Genomic DNA, 13,433 nt, shown 5'->3' with positions numbered 1-13,433 from the left:
GCAGACGCCTGAATAGATGTCGGTGGGGCCCGCTAGTCTCCCGTCATGCCCGCATCGAAGAGTCCCAAGGCCCCCAAGGTCTCCTACTACTGCACCGAGTGCGGTTGGTCCAGCCCCAAGTGGATGGGCCAGTGCCGGGAGTGCCGCGAGTGGGGAACCCTGGAAGGGACCCAGGCCGCCGGCGCCCCGGGTGGGGGTGCCGGCGGCGCTCTGACCGCCGGTGCCGTGAGACCGACAGTGGCCGCCCGCCCCATCGGGGAGGTCAGCGCCACGGAGGCCAGGGCCCGCCCCACTGGGGTGGGTGAGCTGGACCGGGTCCTGGGCGGCGGGATCGTGCCGGGCGCCGTCGTGCTGCTGGCCGGCGAGCCCGGCGTCGGCAAGTCCACGCTGCTGCTCGACGTCGCCGCGAAAGCCGCCGCCGTGGCACGCGGGCGCGGGGACGGTCCGGTCCTCTACGTCACCGGGGAGGAGTCGGCCTCGCAGGTGCGGCTGCGGGCCGAGCGTATCGACGCCTTGGATCCCGGGCTGCTCCTGGCCGCGGAGACCGAGCTCGGGGCCCTGCTGGGGCACGTGGAGGCGGCGGGGCCGTCGCTGCTGGTGGTGGACTCGGTCCAGACCATCGCCTCGGCCCAGGTCGAGGGCAGTGCCGGGGGCGTCACCCAGGTGCGGGCCGTGGCCGGCGCACTCATCGCGGTGGCCAAGGAACGCGGTATCCCGGTGCTGCTCGTGGGGCACGTGACCAAGGACGGCGGGATCGCCGGGCCCCGGGTCCTGGAGCACCTGGTCGACGTCGTCGCTCAGTTCGAGGGTGACCGCCACGCTCGTCTACGGCTGCTGCGGGCCGTCAAGAACCGCTACGGCCCCACCGATGAGGTCGGCTGCTTCGACCTGGGCGAGCGGGGCATCGTGGGGCTGGCGGACCCCTCGGGCCTGTTCCTGTCCGCCGCCCGCTCCGAGGTGCCGGGCACCTGCGCCACGGTCACCCTGGAGGGTCGCCGTCCCATGCCGGTGGAGATCCAGGCGCTCGTGGCCCCCACCAATGCCGGCTCCCCGCGGCGCACAACCTCCGGGGTGGACCACTCGCGCACGGCCATGGCGCTGGCGGTTCTCAGCGCCAGGCTGCGGGTGGACACCTCCAGCGCGGACGTCTACGTCTCCACCGTGGGCGGGGCCCGCGCCGTCGAGCCGGCCACGGACCTGGCAGTGGCCGTCTCCGTGGTCTCGGCCGCGCGCAACCTGCCCACTCCCGCAGGCCTCGTGGCCTTCGGCGAGGTGGGGCTCACCGGTGAGGTGCGTGCCACCGTCGGCATCCAGCGGCGCCTGGCGGAGGCCTCCCGTCTCGGCTTCGACCGGGCGATCGTGCCGTTGGCGGGCTCGACCGAGCTGCGCGAGGTCGCCGGGATGCAGGTCCTTCCGGTCGCGCACGTGGGTGAGGCCATGGGGGCGGCGCTCCCACGAGGCTGAGGTGCCATCACAGAGGCGAGGGCCGGCCGCGGGGGATGAGCAGTCGACGGATCGGCCATGCGCCGCCAACAGACCGACTGGTCCAGTGTGGGAAGGCCCTCTCCGAAGGTCGGCCCGCCTGCCGATACCATGGGGTCGTGAGCACCGGGGTGCGCACGCTCAACCAGATGCCGTGAAACCCGAAGGTCCAGAGCACCGTCCGCTCCCCGGCAGGCACACGGTGCGTTCCCTTCCCAGGACACCGCGAGATCAGGAGAGATGATGATCGAGGCCGCTGGCCAGCTGCGCGAGACGCTTGCGCTCGTCGCTCCCGGCACCGTCCTGCGTGATGGCCTGGAGCGGATCCTGCGCGGACGTACCGGGGCGATCATCGTGCTGGGCTTCGACCCGGTCGTGGAGGCCATCTCCTCAGGCGGCTTTCACCTGGACGTCGAGCTCTCCGCAGCCCGTCTGCGCGAGCTGGCCAAGATGGACGGCGGCGTCGTCGTCGACATGGACACCGCCCGGATCCGGCGCGCCAACGTCCAGCTGCTGCCCAACGCCTCGATCCAGACCTCGGAGACGGGTATGCGTCACCGCACCGCCGAGCGTGTGGCCCGCCAGACCGGATACCCGGTCATCTCCGTGAGCCAGTCGATGCGGATCATCTCCCTGTACGTCGACGGCAAGCGCCACGTCCTGGAGCCCAGCGAGTCGATCCTGGCCAGCGCCAACCAGGCCCTGTCCGCCCTTGAGCGCTACAAGGCCCGCCTCGACCAGACCTCCGCCGGACTGGACTCCTTGGAGATCGAGGACCTCGTCACCGTCCGTGACGTCACCTCGGTACTCCAGCTCATGGAGATGGTTCGCCGCATCTCCGCCGACATCGACTCCTACGTCCTCGAGCTCGGTACCGACGGCCGCCTTCTGGCCCTCCAGGTCGAGGAGCTGACCCGGGGCCTGCTCGCCGAGCACGGATTCCTCCTGGAGGACTACCTGCCCGAGGGCCTGGACACGGCCACCGTGGACGCACGCCTGAAGTGGGTGGGCTCCCCCGCCCTCCTGGACCTGGCGATGGTGGCGCGCTCCATGGGACTTGGCGGCATCGACGGTCAGGACCTGGACGCTCAGGTCTCCCCGCGCGGCCTGCGGATCCTGTCCAAGATCCCGCGCCTGCCCGTGGTGACGGCGCGCGCCGTCGTCGAGCAGTGGGGGTCCCTGCAGGGGGTTCTCGGCGCCACCATTGAGGAGCTTGAGGCCGTCGAGGGCGTTGGCGCACAGCGGGCTCGAACCCTGCGCGACGGGCTGTCACGGCTGGCGGAGATCTCCGTCGTCGAGCGCTACTCCTGAGCCCCTCGGTACCGCGGTGACCTTCACCGGCCGCCCCTGGGGCCTTCCGACCGCAGCATGCCGTCAGCCGACGACGAAGACCCGGTCCTCAGTCAGGTCCTTGCCCCCCATGACGAAGCGGAAACGGTAGGTTCCCGCGCCCGCGGCACTGCCGGGGGCGGTCTGCGCCTGGCCCGCCGAGGGACTCGCAGAGGAGCCGCCGGGGGCGCTCGGCGTGGAGGAGGCCGACGCACTGGTCGGGGAGGCCGGCGCGGCATTGGAGACCGCGCAGTCGGAGGTGGCCGCGTTGCCGTTCCAGGTCACGGTGACATCCGCGGCCTTCCCCACAGGCAGGAGAAGGTCCCGCTCAGTCTGTCCGACGGGACACGTGACGGAGTCCCACACCTGCTGAGAGCCCGAGGAGACCCGTACTCCCAGGGCCTGGCTTCCGACGTCGAGCAGACAGGGCGTCGAGCCGTTGTTGACCAGGGAGATGGAGAAGGTCGCCCCGGTGCCGACACCGACGGACTCGGGTCCCTGAACCGTGTTCGACAGGGTTGATGCGTCGCAGGTTCCCGGCGTCGGATAGACGGTGTGCACCTGAGCGGCGGCGCGCTCCTCATCCTGGCTGCGGATGGTGTTGCGAACCCAGAGGTAGCCGACAACAACGGTCACGATGAGGACGAGGAGGAGCAGGAGGACTCCGCCCAGCACCAGGGCACGGCGCAGACCGTAACGGGGCTGAGGCGGGATCGGCTTGCGCAGGCGTCCGCTGCGGGGCTGGTCCGGGCCTTGCGGGATCGAGTCGGGGGCGCCGGTGAGCCGCCCGCCGCCGATGTGGGCCCACTGGATGCCCTTGCCCCAGCTGTTTCGACGACGATCAGAACGTGCGGCCTGAGTCGAGCTCGTCCGGGCGGAGCGGGCGGTTCCCGGAGCGGCCTGCCGTGAGCGTGCCGGCGAGGGCCCCTGAGCGCCCTGGGAGGGCCGACGGTTCTTGCCGACCTGTCCTCTCTGCGCTCCTTTACCCGCCTGGGAGGACTTGCCCGAGTGCCCGCCGGCGGGCCTGCTCGTCTGCCCCGAGTGCAGGGGATGTCCGGTCGACTTGGCTCCCGAGGCGCGCCCCCCGCGCCCCTTGGCCTGGGAGGACCTGGCCGAGGAGGACTGTCCGGCGCCCGATCGCGGCCCGCCGCCGGCCCCACCCGGGCGAAGGGGCCGGGACTGGGAGCCCGAGGACGAGCGCCCTGATGAGGAGCTCGCACCGCGACGGGCCGAGCCTCGTCGTCCTGCGCTTTCCCCATGGTTGCGTCCGCGTCCTTTGGCCATGGTCACGACTCTACCGGCGTCATGGCCCCAGGACCGTGAGCGCCCCGCCCCGGCGGTGCGCAGATCGGTGCATTCAATACGCCGACTCGGTACTCGGCTAGGGAAGCCGGTAGGTGGCGCCGTCATCATCGGTGGCGATGAGCCCGTCGGCCAGGAGCGTGGCCAGGGCGCGTGCGGGCTGATCGGGATCGGGAGCACCGCCGGAGGATCGCACACCCGCCCTGGTGGCGCAGGCCACGAGCTCACCTGCGTCGACGGACTGCCCGTCGGCGGCCTCCCGCAGGCGGGCCATGACCAGTCCGCGGGCCTGGCGGTCGGTGCCGTGCCAGGCCTGGGTGCGACGTCGGCCCGCATGGATGTCCGCGGGGCGGCCGGCGGCCAGCCAGGCACAGCTCGCCCGCCACGGGCAGGCGCCGCAGTCCGGTTCCCGGGCGGTGCACACCAGGGCGCCGAGCTCCATGACGGCCACCGACCAGTGGGCGGCGGCGGGGTCGTCGTCGGGCAGCAGGTTCAGTGCCCGCTCGCGCTCGGCCCGGTTGAGGCTGGGGGCGGGAAGGGCCTGGCCTCCGACGGCGCGGGCCAGGACCCGCCTGACATTCGTGTCCAGCACGAGGGCGCGCCGACCGTGAGCGAAGGCCAGGACCGCGCCGGCCGTGTACTCCCCCACCCCGGGCAGGGCCAGGAGGGCATCGAGATCGTCGGGCAGGACGCCGCCGTGCTGATCGACGACGCTGCGGGCGCACTCGATGAGCCGCAGGGCACGGCGCGGGTAGCCCAGGCGTCCCCAGACCCGCAGCACCTCGGCGGTGGGGGCCTGGGCGAGCTCGGTGGGGCCGGGCCAGCGCCGCATCCACTCCTGCCAGGCGGGGATGACGCGGGCCACCGGGGTCTGCTGGCTCATGACCTCCGAGACGAGGACCTCCCACGGCGTCGTACCGGGCCGGCGCCACGGCAGATCGCGGGCGTGGACGTCATACCAGGCCATGACGTCCTGCGCCGGGGGCTCAACCGGATCGACGCGCGGCGTCACCGGTGCGACCGCGGGCACGATGTGCACGGGCGGCGCCGGCTTGTCCGGGGTCGCCGCAGTGAGCGTGTCATGAGGGGCGGAACGGGCAGGCACAGGGGACACCGTAGCGGTAACGGCTTGGACGGGGCTCAGATGAGGGAGGACGGGCCGGTCGCAGGCGTCCACCCGGCGGATATCAGCACCGCACCGGCGTTGTCAGGTACCACTGCGCCCGTAGCCCTGAGACGTCATGAGACAACACCTTCGTCAGAAGCGCCCCAGGCCCTGACGGCGCTCCTGACGCTCCCGGGTCCCCTGTTGAATGCCCAGGACACCATTCAGCTCGACGTACTCACCCGTCTCCTGGGTGTACCCGCGCGCGACGGCCCACTCCCAGATGCGGTCCAGCTCGGCGGAGCCCTTGCTCTCCAGCGCCCGGGCGCTGATACCGGACCAGGTCATACCGGCCAGGGCGACGGCCTTGCCGTCGGTGTTGACGACGTGAGCCTCGGCGTGACGGATCTGGATCCTGCCGGCGGCGGCGTTCAGAGCCGCCGGCGCACCGGAGACCTTGACGAACAGACCCGTGCGCGACCGGGGCCAGGGGATGTCGTGGCCTCTGCCGCCGGCCCCGATGTGGATGCCGGTGGCGTCGAGAACCGTGCGCACCGACATGAGGAGCAGAACGGCAAGCGACACGACTATCCCGAGCAGCAGCAGGATGACGAAGGCTGTGATCGTTCCCCCATCACCGAGGTGGATGAGGTTCCAGACCGCACCGGATAGGCACACCAGCGCGAAGCCTCCGCCCACGAGGAACTGGATGCGGCTGGCGGTCGTCGCTGTGGGCCTGAGGACCAGCTTGTCCTGCTCAACGGGGATCGGGCCGAGCTGGGAGGGCCGGTAGTCGGGCTGCGGGGCCAAGGAGGACTGCGGGCCCGCCGGAACGCCGTGGGGAGCCGACTGACTCACTCCGGGCTGTCCGACCTGCTGACCGTATGGGCCGGCACCGGTCTGACTGGTCTGCCCGTACTGAACCTGAGGTCCAGGGGCACCGGATTGACCGTACTGCCCGTACGGGCCGGGCTGACTGTAGGGACCGCTGACCGGTGGCTGACTCATGAGCACTTTCCTCAGGGTTTCTTCGAAGACACGGGGACCTGGCAGGACCTCGCCAGGCTACCGACTCGGTGCTGAGACGGGCGCAGGCAGAACTCCCCATCCACCCGGCCAGCACGTGACTGCTCTCGACAGCTACCTGTCACCGGTGAGGCGGCGCAGCACGCGCACCCTCGAGGACCACGCCGCGGGACGGACGACCGTGCCCGTGGCCTCCCGTTCGGCGTTGTCGAAGAGGTCCTCGACGACGGCGTCGTGCAGGGGCTCGATGGGGGCGTTGATGACGCGTTCGTGAACGTTGCGGATCATGGGCGCTCCTCCACGGTGGTCGTACGGCTGTCACACAGTTGTCGGTTGCTTGCCCGGAAGGATCGCGCCCGATCATGCAGCCACGCAGAGCCACGGCACGCCGCCCTGCACCCGCGCGCCCGGCCCACTCAGCCTGATCGACTCACAGGTGCAGGAGCATGCGGGCGTTGCCCAGGGTGTTGGGCTTGACCCGGGCCAGGTCGAGGAACTCGGCCAGGCCGTCGTCGTGGGAGCGCAGCATCTCGGAGAAGACGTCCGCACCCACCGGCGTACCATCGATGGGCTCGAATCCGTGGGCGCCGAAGAACGGCTCCTCGAAGGTCAGGCAGAACACGCGCTTGAGTCCCATCTCCCGGGCCTGCGTGATGAGCTCGCGCAGGATGGCCGAGCCGAGCCCCGTCCCCAGGGCCTCGGGGTGGACGGCCAGAGTGCGCACCTCGGCGATGTCGTCCCACATGATGTGCAGAGCCCCGCAACCCACGATCCTGGGGGCGGCCAACGGTTCTCCTCCGTCTCCTCCCCCATCTCTTCCGTCGTGGCCGACGCCGCCCGGGACCTCCTCGGCGACGATGAACTCCTGGATGTCCTCGAAGTAGGAGATGAGGTCCTTGGCGATGAGGACGCGGCGCTCGGCGTAGGGGCGCACCAGCTCGGCGATGGCGCGTACGTCCGCCGGGCGCGCCGGCCGCAGGACGCGGAGCACGCCGTCGGCCCCGTAGAGCTCGACCCGGTGCGTCGGCCGACCAGCGGGTCGATGCTCGTCTGTGGTGACAGCCGTGCTACTCATCGTCATCCGTGTTCCGTAGAGATTCCGTAGGGCTCAGTTCTGGTCTTACGCCCCACGATCCGCTGCTCCACCGGCGACGTCGGGGCCATGAGCAGACCGCGGCGCGATCCGGGCCCACATCCTGCCATGTTCACGGCTCATCGAGAACCGCCTCCCGCCTGCCCCCGGGCATCGGCGAGATCGAGGACGGCGCGTGCGGTGGCGTCGTCGACGATGAGATCGGTGGCGATCCGGGCGCGCAGCGCGGCCAGCAGGGCGCGGGCCTTCCCTGTCCCTGCGGCCACGCACAGGCGGCGCGGAATCCGGGTGAGCTGGGCGGGAGTCGGCCCCGTGGCCCGGGCGTTGAGGGTGACGTCACGCCAGGAGCCGTCGGAGCGCAGCAGGACGGTGCACACGTCCCCCACCACGTTCTGGCGGCGCAGGACGGCCTGGTCCCGAGCGGTGAGGTGGCCGCCCTCATAGACCTGGGAGGGCAGAGCCCCGTTGAGGGCATCGAGGGCGCCGACACCGAAGACGGCTAGGCTCGCGCGCCGCGCCACCGACAGGACCCGTTTGACCGAGCGCTCCGACCACATGGCCTCGCGGGTGGCCACATGGTCGAAGAAGGCCGGCACCGGGAAGGAGATCGTGCGAGCTCCCAGCGACAGGCGCATCCGGGAGAGGACCTCACCGGCGCTGGGCCCCTCGCGCACGGGATCCGAGGCGCCGTTGAGCTGGACAACGGTCAGTCCCGGCACGGGGCGCGAGGGCAGGGCGGCGCTGACCTCCGACATGGTGGTGCCCCAGGCGACGCCGACGACGAGGCCTCCTGCTCCAGCGTCCTGGGCGGCCCCGGCGGGCCCACGGGGGGTCTCGTCGTCGGAGCCAGCCGGTCCCGGCTTATCAGTCCCTCCGCTCCCGCCCTGCTCGGCCAGGGCCTCGATGAGGTCGACCATGCGCGCGGCGGCGACTGAGGCGACCTGCTGGAGACGGTGGATCTCCGTGGTGCCCTCGCGCACCGGAACGATGTGCGTGCGGACCCCGAAGACCTGCGCCATCCGCCCCTCCAGGGAGCCTGCGCCACCGGGCTGGACGAGGCTGACCCGCACGATGCCCTCCTGGCGGGCACGCGCCAGGAGCCGGGAGACGGTCGAGCGCGACACCCCCAGGTGGTGGGCGATCACCTCCATCGTCTCGCCCTGGACGTAGTACATGGAGGCCGCCTCATAGGCACGCAGGAGGCCACCGGGGTCGGCGGTGCTCACCGCGCGCCCGGCCGCATCAGAAGCGGTTCTGCCAGTCACGCCATCCTCCTTCTCCTCCCGTCGACGACGGGGCCGTTCCACACAGCGGGAGGGCACGATCCTCCCGCGTACGACGTCGGATGTCCTGGCGAGGAGGACTGCCCACATAGATAAGCGGACATTCTTGTGGATACCTCGAAAGCCATCTGCACATTAGTGCACATATCTTGCGCATTCTCCCATACGCCACGGACAGTGGTGCCCGTCACCACAGAAGGGCCGTGCGAGCGCGACGGAACGCAGCGGGCCCCGGCACCGGAAGCCGGGACTCGGTCTGCATCCGGTCCGGCACCCCGGTCAACGCCGACCGGCCCCGTAGAGCCCCATCAGTTCGACCTCACGACACGTAGGAGCCCAGGAGCCATGACCTCCACCCGCAAGCCCTCCTCCAAGAAGTCCTCCGTCCGCAGCTCCGGCCCGACCGCTCCCGCCTCGCCCTCCTACCCCGCCCCCACCCACGACACCGCGCTCAACGCCCCCCAGCGCGAGCACGCCCTGGAGGAGATGTGCTCGGCCGAGGGCCTGGACGTGCTGGTCGTCGGCGGAGGCGTCACCGGCGCCGGCATCGCCCTGGACGCCGCGGCCCGCGGCCTGCGCACCGGCATCGTGGAGATGGGCGACTGGGCCTCGGGCACCTCCTCGTGGTCCTCCAAGCTCGTCCACGGCGGCCTGCGCTACCTCTACCAGCTCAACTTCGCCCTCGTGCACGAGGCCCTCACCGAGCGCGGCCGCCTGCTGAGCACCACCGCGCCGCACCTGGTCAAGGCCCAGCCCTTCCTGTGGCCGCTCAAGCACCACTACGAGCGCTCCTACTCCGCCGTCGGCGTGGGCATGTACGACGCCCTGGCCCTGGCCGGCGCCCGAGGCCGCAAGACCGTGCCGATCCAGCGCCACCTGGGCCGCAAGGGCACCTCCGCCCTGGCCCCCTCCCTGGACACCAGCGGCCTGGCCGGATCCATCCGCTTCTTCGACGCCCGGGTCGACGACGCCCGCCTGGTCATCGACCTGGTGCGCACCGCCGTCGGCCTGGGGGCGCTGGCCGCCAACCGCACGAAGGTCACCGGCTTCCTCACCGACGAGCGCGGCCACGTCCACGGCGCCCGCATCACCGACCTGACCACCGGCACCACCCACGAGATCCGGGCCAAGCGCACCATCAACGCCGCAGGCGTGTGGACCGAGGACGTCCAGGACCTGGCCACCGACGCCGGCGGTCTGAAGGTCCTGGCCTCCAAGGGCATCCACATCGTGGTCCCCAAGGAGGCCATCGACGCCGAGACCGGCGTCTTCCTGCGCACCGAGAAGTCGGTCCTGTTCATCATCCCCTGGCCCGAGTACTGGGTCATCGGCACCACCGATACCCCCTGGGACCTGGACGTCTCCAAGCCCGTGGCCACCGCCGCCGATGTCGACTACATCCTCGAGCACGCCAACTCCGTGCTGTCGCGGCCCATCACCCACGATGACATCATCGGCGTCTACGCGGGGCTGCGCCCCCTGCTCCAGCCCAAGCTCAAGCCGGGCGCGGAGGCCGCCTCCACGAAGGTCTCCCGCGAGCACACGGTCACCCGGATCGCCCCGGGGCTGACCGCCATCGCCGGGGGCAAGCTGACCACCTACCGGGTCATGGCCGCCGACGCCGTCGACCACGCCCTGGGCGAGGCCCTGGCCCACGCCCACCCCTGCGCCACGCAGGAGCTGCCCCTGGTGGGTGCGGCCGGCTACCACGCCCTGGCCAAGCGGGCCGGACGGATCGCCGGCGAGCGCGGCTGGACCCTGGCTCGGGTCACCCACCTGCTGGACCGCTACGGCGACGAGACCCCGGCCCTGCTGGAGGCCATCGACGCCGCCGGCCCCGAGGCGCGCCTGGGCGAGCCGCTGGCGGAGGCCCCCACCTACCTGCGCGCCGAGGTCGCCTGGGCCGTCACCCACGAAGGCGCCGAGAGCCTCGACGACGTCCTGCTGCGCCGGGTGCGACTGGACCTCTCACGCCGCGACCGGGGCCTGGCCGCCGCCGACGAGATCCTGGCGATCATGGCGCCGCTGCTGAGCTGGTCGGAGGATGACGTCGCCGCCCAGAAGGAGGCCTACGCCCAGCGCGTGGCTCAGATCGCCGCGGCCGAGGCCGAGCTGACTGACGCCGCCGCAGTGGCGCACATCTCCGAGCCGATCTAGCCTCCTGCTGGCCGAGCGGACCGCACCCGGTACCGCTCGGCCCGCGGGATCCCCGTGGCGCCCGCAGATTCCGGCGGAGGCGGGCACCGCGACCACCCACCACCAACACACCGGACCTCGCAGTCCCGAATAGACCCGCACACCGTCGTGCAGAAAGAGAGCCGCACATGTCTGCGACCCTGACCCAGATCTTCGCCTCGGAGGCCCTGGGGACGTTCCTCCTCATTCTTCTGGGCTGCGGCGTCGTCGCCGGTGTCCTGCTGCCCACCTCCAAGGCCAAGGACAGCGGCTGGATCGTCATCACCATGGCGTGGGGACTGGCGGTCTTCGTGGGTGTGTACGCCGGCTACAAGACCGGCGCGCACCTCAACCCGGCCGTGACCATCGGCCTGGCGGTCGCCGGACGAGACCTGGCCGACGGGATCCCAGCGACGGCGACCACCATCCCCGTCTACATCGCCGCCCAGATGGTGGGCGCCATGGCGGGTGCCGCCACCGTCTGGCTGTCCTACAAGAAGCAGTTCGACCAGGAGGCCGACGCCGCCAGCAAGCTCGCCGTGTTCGCCACCGGCCCGGCGGTGCGCTCCTACGGCTGGAACGTCGTGACCGAGGCCGTGGGCACCTTCGTCCTGCTGGCCTGGATCATCGCCTCGGGCAAGACCCCCTCGGGCCTGGGCCCGCTGGCCGTGGCCCTGGTCGTCGTCGTCATCGGTATGAGCCTGGGCGGTCCCACCGGCTACGCCATCAACCCGGCCCGCGACCTGGGCCCGCGCATCACCCACACCCTCCTGCCGATCCCCGGCAAGGGCGACTCGGACTGGGCCTACTCCTGGGTCCCGGTCGTCGGCCCGATCATCGGCGCCGTCGCCGCCGGGCTCATCGTCCCCCACGTCGCCGGGCTGTTCTGAGTCCGCACGACCCCCGTACCGCATCCGCAATCGCTGCCGAGCGCAGCCCTCACCACCGCCCCCTCACACCGCAGTGAAAGGACATTCCTGTGAGCCCCAACAGCACTGAGAAGAAGTACGTCCTGGCCATCGATCAGGGTACGACCTCCTCACGCGCCATCCTGTTCAACCACGACGGAGGGATCGTCGCCGTCGACCAGAAGGAGCACGAGCAGATCTTCCCGCGCGCCGGCTGGGTCGAGCACGACGCGAACGAGATCTGGGACAACATCCGCTCCGTCGTCGGCGGGGTGCTGGTCAAGGCGCAGATCAACCGCCACGAGATCGCATCGGTGGGCATCACCAACCAGCGCGAGAGCGCCGTCGTGTGGGACAAGAACACCGGCGAGCCCGTCTACAACGTCATCGTCTGGCAGGACACCCGCACCCAGAGGATCTGCGACCGCCTGGCCGGCGAGGACGGCCCGGACAAGTACAAGGACCGCGTCGGCCTGGGTCTGGCCACCTACTTCGCCGGCCCCAAGGTCGCCTGGGTCCTGGAGAACGTCGAGGGCGCCCGCGAGCGCGCCGAGGCCGGCGACCTCCTCATGGGCACCATGGACACCTGGACGCTGTGGAACCTCACCGGCGGGGTCAACGGCGGCGTGCACGCCACCGACGTCACCAACGCCTCGCGCACGATGCTCATGAACATCGACACCCTGGACTGGAACCCGGAGATCTGCGCGGACATGGGCATCCCCGTCTCCATGCTCCCCGAGATCCGGCCATCCTCCGGCATCTTCGGCCACGGCCGCAAGAACGGTCTGCTGGTGGACACACCCATCAGCGGCATCCTCGGCGACCAGCAGGCTGCGACCTTCGGGCAGGCCTGCTTCGAGAAGGGCCAGGCCAAGAACACCTACGGCACCGGCTGCTTCATGCTCATGAACACTGGCACCACCCCGGTGCGCAGTGAGAACGGGCTGCTGACCACCGTGTGCTACCAGATCGGGGACGAGCCGGCCGTCTACGCCCTGGAGGGCTCGATCGCCGTGGCCGGCTCACTGGTGCAGTGGCTGCGCGACAACCTGGGCATCATCGCCGACTCCAAGGACATCGAGGCCCTGGCCTCCAGCGTCGAGGACAACGGCGGGGCCTACTTCGTGCCGGCCTTCTCCGGGCTGTTCGCCCCGCACTGGCGTCCCGACGCCCGCGGCGCCCTGGTAGGCCTGACCCGCTACGTCAACAAGGCGCACATCGCCCGGGCCGTGGAGGAGTCGACCGCCTACCAGACCCGCGAGGTCCTCGAGGCCATGAACGCCGATTCAGGGCAGGCCCTCACCGAGCTGAAGGTCGACGGCGGCATGACCCGCGACGAGCTGCTCATGCAGTTCCAGGCCGACCAGGTGGGCGTGCCCGTGGTGCGTCCGAAGGTCGCCGAGACCACGGCGCTGGGGGCCGCCTACGCCTCCGGTATCGCCGTGGGCTTCTGGTCGGGCACCCAGGACGTCATCGACAACTGGGCCGAGGACAAGCGCTGGGAGCCGACCATGGAGGAGGCCGAGCGCGAGCGGCTCTTCCGCAACTGGAACAAGGCCGTCCAGCGCACCCTGGACTGGGTCGACGAGGACGTGGTCGAGTAGGAGTGACATCCGGCAGCACTCAGGCGGCTGCGTCAGCAACCGCCTGACCACCCAGCACCCCAGGCGCCGCCGACGGGTCCCGTCTCCCCACGGGGCCGTCGGCGGCGCCCTTGCGCGCCACTA

At 71.2% G+C, this 13,433-nt stretch carries 10 protein-coding genes and 1 pseudogene; 5 read left to right on the top strand and 6 right to left on the bottom strand.

Translation table 11 applies throughout. From position 1 onward, the window contains the following. Positions 1-45 precede the first annotated feature (45 nt). Both radA and disA read left to right on the top strand, forming a co-directional pair. Positions 46-1,464 (top strand): DNA repair protein RadA, encoded by a 1,419-nt coding sequence (gene radA, locus FBF36_RS02880; RefSeq protein ID WP_138137149.1) that lies wholly within the window; start codon positions 46-48, stop codon positions 1,462-1,464. 258 nt (positions 1,465-1,722) lie between these two features. Next, positions 1,723-2,793, top strand: coding sequence for a DNA integrity scanning diadenylate cyclase DisA (gene disA / locus FBF36_RS02875; RefSeq protein ID WP_009393164.1), 1,071 nt, complete (start codon positions 1,723-1,725; stop codon positions 2,791-2,793). Positions 2,794-2,856: 63 nt separating this feature from the next. On the opposite strand, the gene FBF36_RS13385 is transcribed toward disA, so the two are convergent. From FBF36_RS13385 to FBF36_RS02845, 6 genes and pseudogenes are all read right to left on the bottom strand, one after another. Beyond that, positions 2,857-4,095: a hypothetical protein gene (locus tag FBF36_RS13385; protein WP_225792444.1), complete on the bottom strand. Its 1,239-nt coding sequence runs from the start codon at positions 4,093-4,095 to the stop codon at positions 2,857-2,859. A 97-nt stretch (positions 4,096-4,192) separates the two neighbouring features. Beyond that, positions 4,193-5,218 (bottom strand): A/G-specific adenine glycosylase, encoded by a 1,026-nt coding sequence (locus FBF36_RS02865; RefSeq protein WP_412784061.1) that lies wholly within the window; start codon positions 5,216-5,218, stop codon positions 4,193-4,195. Positions 5,219-5,371: 153 nt separating this feature from the next. Then, positions 5,372-6,226 (bottom strand): hypothetical protein, encoded by an 855-nt coding sequence (locus tag FBF36_RS02860; protein ID WP_050792643.1) that lies wholly within the window; start codon positions 6,224-6,226, stop codon positions 5,372-5,374. Between the two features lie 132 nt (positions 6,227-6,358). Next, positions 6,359-6,499, bottom strand: a pseudogene (locus FBF36_RS02855) (SRPBCC family protein); the annotation flags it as partial. Between the two features lie 175 nt (positions 6,500-6,674). Beyond that, positions 6,675-7,319, bottom strand: a complete 645-nt coding sequence (locus tag FBF36_RS02850; protein WP_034491744.1) for an amino-acid N-acetyltransferase — start codon at positions 7,317-7,319, stop codon at positions 6,675-6,677. A gap of 137 nt (positions 7,320-7,456) precedes the next feature. Further along, positions 7,457-8,602, bottom strand: a complete 1,146-nt coding sequence (locus FBF36_RS02845) for a sugar-binding transcriptional regulator (protein ID WP_034491742.1) — start codon at positions 8,600-8,602, stop codon at positions 7,457-7,459. A gap of 363 nt (positions 8,603-8,965) precedes the next feature. Between FBF36_RS02845 and FBF36_RS02840 the strand changes: the two genes are divergently transcribed. The 3 genes from FBF36_RS02840 to glpK all read left to right on the top strand — a co-directional run bounded on the left by FBF36_RS02840 (position 8,966) and on the right by glpK (position 13,310). Further along, positions 8,966-10,777: a glycerol-3-phosphate dehydrogenase/oxidase gene (locus tag FBF36_RS02840; RefSeq protein WP_138137147.1), complete on the top strand. Its 1,812-nt coding sequence runs from the start codon at positions 8,966-8,968 to the stop codon at positions 10,775-10,777. 167 nt (positions 10,778-10,944) lie between these two features. Further along, positions 10,945-11,685, top strand: a complete 741-nt coding sequence (locus tag FBF36_RS02835; RefSeq protein ID WP_009394445.1) for an MIP/aquaporin family protein — start codon at positions 10,945-10,947, stop codon at positions 11,683-11,685. Between the two features lie 89 nt (positions 11,686-11,774). Beyond that, complete coding sequence (glpK, locus tag FBF36_RS02830) at positions 11,775-13,310, top strand: glycerol kinase GlpK (protein ID WP_009394447.1); 1,536 nt, start codon at positions 11,775-11,777, stop codon at positions 13,308-13,310. Positions 13,311-13,433: the final 123 nt, after the last annotated feature.

It is taken from the genome of Actinomyces sp. oral taxon 171 str. F0337, from assembly GCF_005696555.1.
Classification (GTDB): Bacteria; Actinomycetota; Actinomycetes; order Actinomycetales; family Actinomycetaceae; genus Actinomyces; species Actinomyces oris_E.
Note: the sequence above shows the minus strand (reverse complement) of the source record. Positions and strands in the feature narration are given on the sequence as shown.